Here is a 10,390-nt window from a genome sequence, read left to right on the forward strand (position 1 = left end):
CCACGCGCAAGAAAGACCCGTTGTCATGTCCACCCATCACGAGACCGATGTCGCGATCATCGGCGCGGGCCCGGTCGGCCTGTTCGCCGTTTTCGAATGCGGGATGCTGCGGATGCGCGCCCACGTCATCGACACGCTCGACATGGTCGGCGGCCAATGCGCGGCGCTTTATCCGGAAAAGCCGATCTACGACGTGGCCGGTCATCCGGCGATCGATGCGCAGGACCTGATCGACAAGCTCGCGCAGCAGGCCGCGCCGTTCGATCCGGTCTACCATCTGGGCCAGCAGGTGACGGGCCTGCATCAGCTTGACGACGGCCGCCTGCGGCTCGAAACCTCGCGCGGCCAGACCATCGTCGCGAAGGCGGTGATCCTGGCGGCCGGCTGCGGCGCCTTCGGGCCGAACCGGCCGCCGCTCGACGGGATCGAGGCCTACGAGGGCACGAGCGTCTTCTACATGGTGCAGCGGCGCGAGGCGTTCCGCGACCAGCGCATCGTCATCGCCGGCGGCGGCGACTCGGCGGTCGACTGGGCGATCTCGCTGGCCGAGGTCGCGGCCCAGGTCATGGTGGTGCACCGGCGGGCGAAGTTCCGCGCGGCGCCGGAAAGTGCGGCGCGGCTCGACCAGCTGGCGGCCGACGGCAGGATCGAGCTGGTCGTTCCCTACCAGCTCCACGGGCTCGACGGTACCGGCGATCGCCTGAATGCCGTCATCGTCGCCGATCTGGATGGCAGTGAGCGCCGGCTCGAGGCCGACGTGCTGCTGCCGTTCTTCGGCCTGTCGATGAACCTGGGGCCGATCGCGGAATGGGGCCTGGCGCTCGACCGCCATACCGTGTCGATCGACCCGTCGACCGCGGCCACGAACATCCCGGGCGTGTTCGCCATCGGCGACATCGCCACCTACAAGGGCAAGCTCAAGCTGATCACGACCGGCTTTGCCGAAGCGTGTCAGGCGGCCCACGCGATCCATCCGCTGGTCCATCCGGGCGAGGCGCTGCATTTCGAATATTCGACGTCGAAGGGCGTGCCGGGCACGAAGTAGCAGGTTTCAGAGCGCCGGCAGCCAGCAGGTCACGCAGGTCCCGCCGCCGGTCGCGGAATCGAGCTCGACCCGGCCGCCGTGCATCTCGATGAAGCTCTGCACCAGAGTGAGGCCCAGGCCGGCGCCGACCTGTCGGCCGTCGGTCTGGCCGCGCTCGAAGCTTTCGAACACCTTTGCCTGAAGCTCGGCCGCGATGCCGATGCCCGTGTCGCTGACGCTGAGGGCAACCTCGACCCCGACCCGGCGTGCGCCGAGCGTGATCGTGCCGCCCGGCGGGGTGAACTTGATGGCGTTGGACAACAGGTTGAACAGCGCCTGCCGGATGCGCGCCTCGTCGAGCGTCACGACGCCGATGTCGTGGGGGCAGTCGAAGGCGAGGTTGAGCTGCAGATGCTTCGCCCGCTCGCGCGTCAGGGTCAGCACGCCGGCGAGCATGGCATGGACGTCGACCGGCGTGCGGTCGAGCGTCAGTTGGCCGGCCTCGACCGACGCGATGTCGAGGATGTCGTTGATCAGCGACATCAGGCGCTGGGAACTGTCGAAGATCCCGCGGCTATATTCCAGCTGCCGCTCGTTGAGCGGGCCGAAATACTGGTTCGACAGGATGTCGGCGAAGCCGATGACGGCATTCAGGGGTGTCCTGAGCTCGTAGGACACGTTGGCGATGAATTCGCTCTTCAGGCGTCCGGCGGTCTCCAGCGCCTCGTTCCGGTCGCGCAGCGCTTTGCGTACCCGGGTCGAATCCGAGACGTCCAGATAGCTCAGCAGCACGTTGCCGTCGGGCAGCGCGATCGTGTTGATCTCCAGTACCAGACCGTCGCGGCGATCGAGCGTGCCGGCGTAGCTCGTGTAGGAAATGACCCGGTCGACGATCTCGGCCTTGGTGGTTTCCCAGGCCTCCTCGGCGTAGAACGGCCGCATCTTGTCGACCAGGGTCGAGATGTGCGGGCGGTTGACCAGGTCGTGGGGCTGCAGCAGCCACATTTCGGCGAACGCCGGGTTCCATAGCGCCAGGCGCCCGTCGCTGCCGAACACGACCAGCCCTTCGGACAGGTTGTCGAGCGTCGCGCGTTGGACTTCGGCCAGGGTGTTGTAGGACCGCTCCAGCGCCAGCCGGTCGGTCACGTCCTCGTACGTGAAGGTCAGCCCGCCGAACGGATGGCGGCTCACGACCTGGCGCAAGGTGCGATCGTCGGGCAGATGCAGCAACTCCTCGCGGGCGGACCGCAGGTCGGTGAACAGGGCGGCCTGCTCGGCCCGGAACTTGCGGAAATCGGCATATTCCGGCAGCGCGCGCTTTTCGCGCAGCACGTCCAGCACCTCGGGCAGGAAAGGTTCGCTGTCGAGGAAGTCGCGATCCAGCTGCCACAGCCGCTCGTAAGCCGTGTTGAAGAACAGCAGCCGCGCGTCGGGACCGAAGATCGCGATCGCGGTCGTGACCGTTTCCAGCACCTCGCGATGGGCGAGCCCCAGGCGGCCGATCTCGCTACGTGCCTGCTCGATGTCGCCACGGTCGCGCGCGAAGCCGACGGTGCCGCCGTCTGCGAGCGGGATCTCCGTCACTTCGAACGGACCGCCGCCCTCGCCGGCGATCGTGCCTTGGGTCGTCTGCGGTCCTCCGGCGGCCACGGCACTCTCGGCGGTGGGCCGGGCGAGGGTGGCCAGGTCGGGCAATTGCCGGAAACGGGCATTGCCGTTGGTGATGGTGAAGTCGGCATCGCGCCACCAGACCGCGACCGGGATGGTGTCGAGCGCCGCCGCCAGCCGATCGCGCTCGGCCGCGCGTCGGGCGCCCTCGGCCAGGGCCGCCTCGCGGTCGGAAATATCGGTGACCCAGATGAGGTCGAAGGACAGGCGGTGGTCGGTAGAGGTCACGCGGTGCAAGGTCAACTCGATGGCGCGGCCACTGCCGTCCTCGAACGGCAGGCGCACCGTCTCGCCCTTGCCGGTGAGTGCTAGCGAGGCGAACGCGGTCCGCGCCGCGTTCGCCATGGCGGGTCCCCGGGCCAGCAGGTCGTCGAGCAGCAGGGGCCAGACCGGGTCGTCGCCGCGGCCGTCGATGCGGATCGCACGGGCGTTGAGATAGCGATAGCAGACGCCGGAAATCGTGCCGAGCGCCGCCTGCATCAGCGCGCCGGCGCGATCCGCGCGCTCGCGAAGCCGGCGCTGGCGTTCGTGCGCGGCGATGCCGGCGCCGATCGCGGCGACGAGAAGAAGCTCGGTCAGCATGCGGCTAGCTCCCGACCGGCTGCGGCGATGCAACCGGAAGAGACGACCAGAATCGCAGCGGCGGGCGGCAGGCTCATGCCGACCATGGTAAGGGCTCGGCGCCCCCGCCACAAGCGATGCTGTTTCGGATCAGAAACGTTTTCGGCGGCGCGTCGAAAACGCGCCGCCGAAGGATCGGGGCCGGATGGGGGAGCGGGCATCTGCTCCCCCCGTTTTCTAGTAGCGGTAGTGATCGGCCTTGTACGGCCCATGGTCCTCGATGCCGAGGTACTTGGACTGCTCAGGCGTAAGCTTGGTCAGCTTGGCACCCAGCTTTTCCAGATGCAGCGCCGCGACCTTTTCGTCGAGGTGCTTGGGCAGGACGTACACCTTCTTCTCGTACTTGGCGTGGTTGACCCACAGCTCGATCTGCGCCAGCACCTGGTTGGTGAAGGAGGCGCTCATCACGAAGCTCGGATGGCCCGTGCCGCAGCCGAGGTTCACCAAACGGCCCTGGGCCAGCACGATCAGGCGCTTGCCGTCGGGGAACACGACCTCGTCGACCTGCGGCTTCACTTCGTCCCACACGTAGTTGCGCAGGGATGCGATCTGGATCTCGCTGTCGAAATGGCCGATGTTGCAGACGATCGCCCGGTCCTTCATCGCCCGCATGTGGTCGAGCGTGATGACGTCCACATTGCCGGTCGCGGTGACGAAGATGTCGCCCTGCGACGCGGCCTCGTCCATGGTCACGACCTGGTAGCCTTCCATCGCCGCCTGCAGCGCGCAGATCGGATCGATTTCGGTGACCATGACGCGCGCGCCCTGGCTCCTCAGCGACGCCGCCGAGCCCTTGCCCACGTCGCCGAATCCCGCGACCACGGCGATCTTGCCGGCCATCATCACGTCGGTTGCGCGCTTGATGCCATCGACCAGGCTCTCGCGGCAGCCATAGAGATTGTCGAACTTCGACTTTGTAACGCTGTCGTTGACGTTGATCGCCGGCACGGCGAGCTTGCCGGCCTTCATCATCTCATACAGGCGATGCACGCCCGTGGTCGTCTCTTCCGAAATGCCGCGCACGTCCTTCAGCAGTTCCGGATACTTGTCATGGAGAATGACGGTGGCGTCGCCGCCGTCGTCCAGCACCATGTTCGGGGTCCAGCCGTCCGGACCGCGCAGGGTCTGCTCGATGCACCACCAGAATTCCTCTTCCGTCTCGCCCTTCCAGGCGAAGGTCGGGATGCCGACGGCGGCCATGGCGGCCGCGGCCTGGTCCTGGGTCGAGAAGATGTTGCAGGACGACCAGCGCACGGTGGCGCCGAGATGGACCAGCGTCTCCATCAGCACGGCGGTCTGAATGGTCATGTGCAGGCAGCCGACGATACGCGCGCCCTGCAGCGGCTTCGTGGTGCCGAACTCGCGGCGCAGCGCCATCAGGCCCGGCATTTCCGTCTCGGCGATCGCGATTTCCTTGCGGCCCCAGCCGGCCAGCGAGATATCTGCGACCTTATAGTCGGTGAACGTCGACATGCCTGTCTCCAAATCCTGCAAAATGGTCGATCCCGGCCGGCGACGGCGGGGATCACGAGCGGGCGTATAGCAGCAGCAGCGGCGCCCGGGCAAGCACGGCGGCTTGCGCGCATGGCCGCCCGCCGATATGGTCGCCCGCTTTTCAGGATACGGGTGGCGGGGCGACGCCGACGGCGCGCTTGCCCCCATCCATCGACGATCAAATAGAACGAGAGGAAGCGATGACCATGGCCGATTTCGACGAAGCGCCGAAGAGCGGCTCCACCCCGGCGCCGCGCCCGGCCGATGTCGGCGGCATCGCCGGCGAGCAACTCCGCGCGATCATCGATCGCATCGAGCGGCTCGAGGAAGAGAAGAAGGCGCTGGCCGAAGACATCAAGGACGTGTTTGCCGAAGCCAAGGGCAACGGCTTCGATACCAAGATCATCCGTAAGATCATCTCGATCCGGAAGCGCGACCGCGACGAACTCGACGAAGAGGAAACCATGCTCGAGGTCTATATGCGCGCGCTCGGCATGCTGCCGGAGGTCGACGAGGAATAGCTCCCCCCGATGAAATGGTTGAAAGGCGGCGTGTCTCGATGCGCCGCCTTTTGTTTGGCGGGTCCAGCAGGCGAAGCGTCGGTTGCGCCCGATAAAAGATTAGGTTGCGATAAGTTTCGAAAGAAACAATGCTTGGGTTGCGACAATCGGGTTGCGACAATGTTGTCACACCGGCTCCTGGGCAAAAAGGCCGCTTTCCGAAGGTGCTTGCCGCCGGCATCACCGACCGTTACTTTGCTGGTCACGAATGATGACGCGGTGACCCGGGTAACCGGGCGTCCACGGCACAAAACAGGGGGCTCAATCGGCACGAACGAAGCAATCTGCCGGGTATTCCCGGCAGGATTTCCTTGTTCGTTCCAGCAGCCCGAACTTGGCTCTTCCGGGGGATGATGGAATATTTTCTCCAGCAATTGATCAATGGACTGACGCTGGGGGCCGTCTACGGCCTGATCGCGATCGGTTACACCATGGTCTACGGTATCATCGGCATGATTAATTTCGCCCACGGCGAAATATTCATGATCGGGTCCTTCATCTCATTGATCAGTTTTTTGATCTTGAGTTCGATCGGTGCTTTTTCGGCGGTCTTCGCCATCCTGATCGTGCTCCTGGTGACGATGATCTTCACCTCCGTGTTCGGCTGGTCGGTCGAGCGGATCGCCTACCGGCCCTTGCGCGACAGCTTCAAGCTGGCGCCGCTGATCTCGGCGATTGGCATGTCGATCTTCCTGCAGAGCTTCATCCAGGTGTTCCAGGGCGCGCGGCCGAAGCCGCTGCAGCCCATCATGCACGGTGCGATCAAGCTGCTGGAACACAACGGTTTCGCGGTGCAGATCAGTTATCTCCAGATCATCATCATCCTGCTGACCGTCGGCCTGATGATCGGCTTTACCGCGGTCATCCAGCAGACGCCGCTCGGCCGCAGCCAGCGGGCCTGCGAGCAGGACCGGACGATGGCGGCCCTGCTGGGCGTCAACGTGGATCGGACGATCTCGCTGACCTTCGTCATGGGTGCGGCACTGGCCGCGGTCGCGGGCCTGATGTTCACGCTGTATTACGGCGTGATCGACTTCTTCATCGGCTTCCTGGCGGGGGTCAAGGCCTTCACCGCCGCCGTGCTGGGCGGTATCGGCTCGCTGCCGGGCGCCATGCTGGGCGGCGTGCTGATCGGCCTGATCGAGGCGTTCTGGTCGGCCTATTTCTCCATTGCCTATAAGGATGTGGCCGTCTTCATGGTGCTTGTCCTGGTGTTGATCTTCCGGCCGACCGGCTTGCTGGGTCGGCCCGAGGTCGAGAAGGTCTGATGGCCGCCGTGAAAGCCGCGGCTTCGTCCCGTGCGCGAGGCCCGGGCGTTTTTCTGAGCGCGCTCGCCACCGCTGCCGTCGTCCTCGTGCTCACCATTCCGACCGTCGGGCTCAAGACCGACGAATCCGGCGGCACGCTGATCGTCACCCACCATTTCGACACGGTCGCCTGGCTGGTCGCCGCGGCATTCTTCGGCCGCCTCGCGATGAACCTGTTCGCGAGCCAGCGCCGCTCCGCAATGGCCGGGGCCCAGGGCAAGGCCGGCCCGAGCGCCATGGACCGGTTCGCGGCTTCGGTCGCACGGAACGGCACGAAGATCGGTGCGGTCGGTCTCATCCTCGCGGTGCTGCTGCCGTTCCTCACGTCGAACTATCTCATCGACTTCGGCACCAACGTGCTGATCTACGTCATGCTCGGCTGGGGCCTCAATATCGTGGTCGGGCTCGCCGGCCTGCTCGACCTCGGCTATGTCGCGTTCTACGCGGTCGGCGCCTATACGGTGGCCCTGCTGGCGACCAACGTCGGGCTGGGATTCTGGGCCTGCCTGCCGCTCGCCGGCCTGTTCGCCGCCACGTTCGGCGTCGTCCTGGGCTTTCCCGTGCTGCGCCTGCGCGGCGACTATCTCGCCATCGTCACGCTCGGTTTCGGCGAGATCATCCGCGTGGTCCTGCTGAACTGGCAGGACGTGACCAACGGGCCGAACGGCATCGGCGGCATTCCCCGACCGACCTTGTTCGGCCTGCCGTTCGTGGCGCACTCGTCGAGCGGCCCGACCTTCGCCGAATTCTTCGGGCTCGAATTTTCGCCGACCCAGCGTTTCATCTTCCTGTATTTCGTGATACTGGTGCTGGCGCTGCTCACCAACTTCTTCACGATCCGGATGCGCCGGCTGCCGGTCGGCCGGGCCTGGGAAGCGCTGCGCGAGGACGAGATCGCCTGCCGTGCGATCGGCATCAATGCCACGAACGTCAAGCTGTCGGCCTTCGCCATCGGCGCCATGTTCGCGGGCTTCGCCGGATCGTTCTTCGCCACCCGCCTCGGCTTCATCAGCCCGGAAAGCTTCACCTTCAGCGAGTCGGCCACCATCCTCGCGATCGTGGTGCTGGGCGGCATGGGCAGCCAGCTGGGCGTGGTCCTGGCCGCGATCATGCTCGTGTCGCTGAACGAAGCGGGCCGCTGGTTCTCGTTCCTGGGCGACATCGCGCTCTACCGGCCGCTGATCTACGGCGGCGCCATGGTGCTCATCATGCTGGTCCGGCCGCGCGGGCTGCTCGCCCATCGCCAACCGTCCATCCTGCTGCATGGGCCGAATGGGCCATCCGAGAGTCTCGTGCCCAACGATGCCGTCGCGGCTTCGACGGGAGAGCTGCCATGAGCCATCTCGACAATTACGCACCGCCGGGCAAGGGCGCGCTGCTGTCGGTCGAGCATCTGACCATGCGCTTCGGCGGGCTGGTCGCGATCAACGACCTGTCTTTCACCGCCCACGAACGCGACATCACAGCGCTGATCGGCCCCAATGGCGCCGGCAAGACCACGGTGTTCAACTGCCTGACCGGCTTCTACAAGCCCACGGTCGGCCGCATCACCATGAAGGGCGACGGCGGGCAGGATTTCCTGCTGGAGCAGATGGAAGGTTTCCGCATCACCCGGGTCGCCGGTGTGGCACGCACCTTCCAGAACATCCGCCTGTTCTCCGGCATGACGGTTCTGGAAAACCTGATCGTGGCCCAGCACAACGAGCTGATGGGCGCCTCGATGTTCTCGATCGCCGGCCTGCTCGGCCTGCCGCGCTACCGCGCGGCCGAAAAGGAATCGGTCGAGCTCGCCAAATTCTGGCTGCACAAGACCGGCCTCTATCGGCAGGCCGACAATCCGGCCTCCAGCCTGCCGTACGGCGCCCAGCGCCGGCTCGAGATCGCGCGCGCCATGTGCACGAGGCCCAAATTGTTGTGCCTCGACGAGCCGGCAGCCGGGCTCAATCCCAACGAGTCCGGTCAGTTGAACGATCTTCTGCTGTCGATCCGCCAGGATCAGGGCATCGGCGTCCTGCTGATCGAGCATGACATGAGCGTGGTCATGAAGATTTCCGACCATGTCGTGGTGCTGGACTATGGCCGGAAGATCTCGGACGGCGCGCCCTATGACGTGCGCCACGATCCGAATGTCATCAAGGCCTATCTGGGAGAGGATGAGGCCGAAGCCTTACCGCCGGAAATCGCCGCCGACGTAGGGCTTCAGTCATGACCGCTCCGATGCTGGAAATCTCCGGCCTCCACACCTTCTATGGCCGGATCGAGGCGCTGAAGGGCGTCGACGTCACGGTGCCCAAGGGCGAGATCGTCACCCTGATCGGTGCCAACGGCGCCGGCAAGTCGACGCTGCTGATGACGATCTGCGGCCGGCCGCGGGCGACGGCCGGCACGATCCTGTACGAGGGGCAGGACATCACCCATATGGAGACCTTCAACATCGTGCGGCTGGGCATCGCCCAATCGCCGGAAGGTCGGCGCATCTTCTCGCGCATGACCGTGCTCGAGAACCTGCAGATGGGCGCCACGACGGGCAATCCCGAGAATTTCGACACCGACCTCGAGCGGATCTTCACGCTTTTTCCCCGCCTGAAGCAGCGGCAGACCCAGCGTTCCGGCACCATGTCGGGCGGCGAGCAGCAGATGCTGGCGATCGGGCGCGCGCTGATGAGCCGGCCGCGGCTGCTGCTGCTGGACGAGCCGTCGCTGGGGTTGGCGCCGCTGGTGGTGAAGCAGATCTTCGAAGTCATCAAGGAGATCAACGAGCAGCAGGGCGTCACCGTGTTCCTCGTCGAACAGAACGCGTATCATGCGCTGAAGCTCGCGCACCGCGGCTACGTCATGAAGACGGGCGAGATCACCATGAGCGGCACCGGCAGGGAGCTGCTGGCGAACCCGGACGTTCGCGCGGCCTATCTGGAGGGCGGGCACTGATGTCCGGCATCGATGTCGTCATGGGTGCGCTCGGCACCAGTCTCTGGGTCTTCATCTGCGCCACGGTCATTCTGTTCGGCTGGGCCGCCTACATGACCGGCCAGGCGTTGGCGGGCACCTGGCGACCGCTGTGGCACCTGGTGCCCTACAGTATCCTTCTGGCGGCGGGCAATCGCTTCTTCGACTTCGCCCTGTTCGGCGGAGCGCTGCTGTCGCCGCTCGGCTATCTCGTGACGGCGGTCATCATGCTGGGATTCAGCGTCATGGCCTATCGAGCGACGCAGGCGCGCAAGATGGTCAATCAATACCCGTGGCTGTACGAACGGGCCGGGCCTTTCGCCTGGCGCGACCGGCAGGGCTAACGGGAGACTTGCGTACGGACGGTTGAGCTTGCTTTGATGCAGTTCGAGCGATTCGCGCATGTGCGTGGCCCACGCCCGAAGAATGGGGTGCGGCGTGGGTTTCTAGGGGTCTCGCCCCTGCGGCAAGCATAAATCCGATGGGGCGAGTCGAATCTTCTGACAGGGAGTTCTCCACGATGCGGAAAAATCTAACGTTGCTGGCGGCCGTCAGCGTCCTGGCCCTGACGGCCGGCGTCGCGAAGGCCGATATCCAGATCGCCACGGTCGGCCCGATCACCGGTTCGAACGCAGCCTTCGGCGAGCAGCTGAAGAAGGGCGCCGAGCAAGCGGTCGCCGACATCAACGCCAAGGGCGGCGTGCTGGGCCAGAAGCTGGTGCTGACGGTCGGCGACGACGCGTGCGATCCGAAGCAGGCGGTTGCCGTCG

10 protein-coding genes are annotated in these 10,390 nt (G+C 65.5%); 8 read left to right on the top strand and 2 right to left on the bottom strand.

Annotation, left to right across the window (positions count from 1 at the left end; translation table 11 throughout):
* Nucleotides 1-25 precede the first annotated feature (25 nt).
* Complete coding sequence (locus VGV37_RS24915; RefSeq protein WP_326882496.1) at nucleotides 26-1,045, top strand: NAD(P)/FAD-dependent oxidoreductase; 1,020 nt, start codon at nucleotides 26-28, stop codon at nucleotides 1,043-1,045.
* Nucleotides 1,046-1,051: 6 nt separating this feature from the next.
* Here the strand turns inward: VGV37_RS24915 and VGV37_RS24920 are convergent, their stop codons facing one another.
* A complete protein-coding gene (locus VGV37_RS24920; RefSeq protein WP_326882497.1) occupies nucleotides 1,052-3,274 on the bottom strand; it encodes a PAS domain-containing sensor histidine kinase in 2,223 nt (740 codons plus the stop codon).
* A 216-nt stretch (nucleotides 3,275-3,490) separates the two neighbouring features.
* Entirely contained in the window at nucleotides 3,491-4,786 is a 1,296-nt protein-coding gene (gene ahcY / locus VGV37_RS24925) for an adenosylhomocysteinase (protein WP_326882498.1), read from the bottom strand.
* 227 nt (nucleotides 4,787-5,013) lie between these two features.
* On the opposite strand from ahcY, the gene VGV37_RS24930 reads away from it, so the two are divergent.
* The 7 genes from VGV37_RS24930 to VGV37_RS24960 all read left to right on the top strand — a co-directional run.
* Complete coding sequence (locus VGV37_RS24930) at nucleotides 5,014-5,328, top strand: DUF2312 domain-containing protein (protein ID WP_326882499.1); 315 nt, start codon at nucleotides 5,014-5,016, stop codon at nucleotides 5,326-5,328.
* A gap of 392 nt (nucleotides 5,329-5,720) precedes the next feature.
* Nucleotides 5,721-6,635: an ABC transporter permease subunit gene (locus VGV37_RS24935; RefSeq protein WP_326882500.1), complete on the top strand. Its 915-nt coding sequence runs from the start codon at nucleotides 5,721-5,723 to the stop codon at nucleotides 6,633-6,635.
* Nucleotides 6,635-8,011 (top strand): high-affinity branched-chain amino acid ABC transporter permease LivM, encoded by a 1,377-nt coding sequence (livM, locus tag VGV37_RS24940; RefSeq protein ID WP_326882501.1) that lies wholly within the window; start codon nucleotides 6,635-6,637, stop codon nucleotides 8,009-8,011. Before VGV37_RS24935 ends, livM begins: the two co-directional genes overlap by 1 nt.
* Nucleotides 8,008-8,883 (top strand): ABC transporter ATP-binding protein, encoded by an 876-nt coding sequence (locus VGV37_RS24945; protein WP_326882502.1) that lies wholly within the window; start codon nucleotides 8,008-8,010, stop codon nucleotides 8,881-8,883. Before livM ends, VGV37_RS24945 begins: the two co-directional genes overlap by 4 nt.
* A gap of 8 nt (nucleotides 8,884-8,891) precedes the next feature.
* The gene (locus VGV37_RS24950; protein WP_326882505.1) at nucleotides 8,892-9,602 is read left to right on the top strand and encodes an ABC transporter ATP-binding protein; all 711 of its coding nucleotides are present in this window, start codon (nucleotides 8,892-8,894) and stop codon (nucleotides 9,600-9,602) included.
* A complete protein-coding gene (locus tag VGV37_RS24955) occupies nucleotides 9,602-9,964 on the top strand; it encodes a DUF6867 family protein (protein WP_326882503.1) in 363 nt (120 codons plus the stop codon). The genes VGV37_RS24950 and VGV37_RS24955 overlap by 1 nt, the downstream gene beginning before the upstream one ends.
* A gap of 176 nt (nucleotides 9,965-10,140) precedes the next feature.
* Nucleotides 10,141-10,390: ABC transporter substrate-binding protein (locus VGV37_RS24960; RefSeq protein ID WP_326882504.1), on the top strand; the 250-nt coding region annotated here is incomplete at its 3' end.

The organism is Aliidongia sp. (assembly GCF_035943795.1).
Lineage (GTDB): Bacteria > Pseudomonadota > Alphaproteobacteria > ATCC43930 > CGMCC-115725 > Aliidongia.

Excerpts from the sequence above, each read along its gene's own strand:
- VGV37_RS24915 (WP_326882496.1), top strand. The coding sequence starts at position 26 with ATGTCCACCCATCACGAGACCGATGTCGCGATCATCGGCGCGGGCCCG.
- VGV37_RS24955 (WP_326882503.1), top strand. The coding sequence starts at position 9,602 with ATGTCCGGCATCGATGTCGTCATGGGTGCGCTCGGCACCAGTCTCTGG.
- VGV37_RS24935 (WP_326882500.1), top strand. The coding sequence starts at position 5,721 with ATGGAATATTTTCTCCAGCAATTGATCAATGGACTGACGCTGGGGGCC.
- livM (WP_326882501.1), top strand. The coding sequence starts at position 6,635 with ATGGCCGCCGTGAAAGCCGCGGCTTCGTCCCGTGCGCGAGGCCCGGGC.
- VGV37_RS24920 (WP_326882497.1), bottom strand. The coding sequence starts at position 3,274 with ATGCTGACCGAGCTTCTTCTCGTCGCCGCGATCGGCGCCGGCATCGCC.
- ahcY (WP_326882498.1), bottom strand. The coding sequence starts at position 4,786 with ATGTCGACGTTCACCGACTATAAGGTCGCAGATATCTCGCTGGCCGGC.
- VGV37_RS24945 (WP_326882502.1), top strand. The coding sequence starts at position 8,008 with ATGAGCCATCTCGACAATTACGCACCGCCGGGCAAGGGCGCGCTGCTG.
- VGV37_RS24930 (WP_326882499.1), top strand. The coding sequence starts at position 5,014 with ATGGCCGATTTCGACGAAGCGCCGAAGAGCGGCTCCACCCCGGCGCCG.
- VGV37_RS24950 (WP_326882505.1), top strand. The coding sequence starts at position 8,892 with ATGCTGGAAATCTCCGGCCTCCACACCTTCTATGGCCGGATCGAGGCG.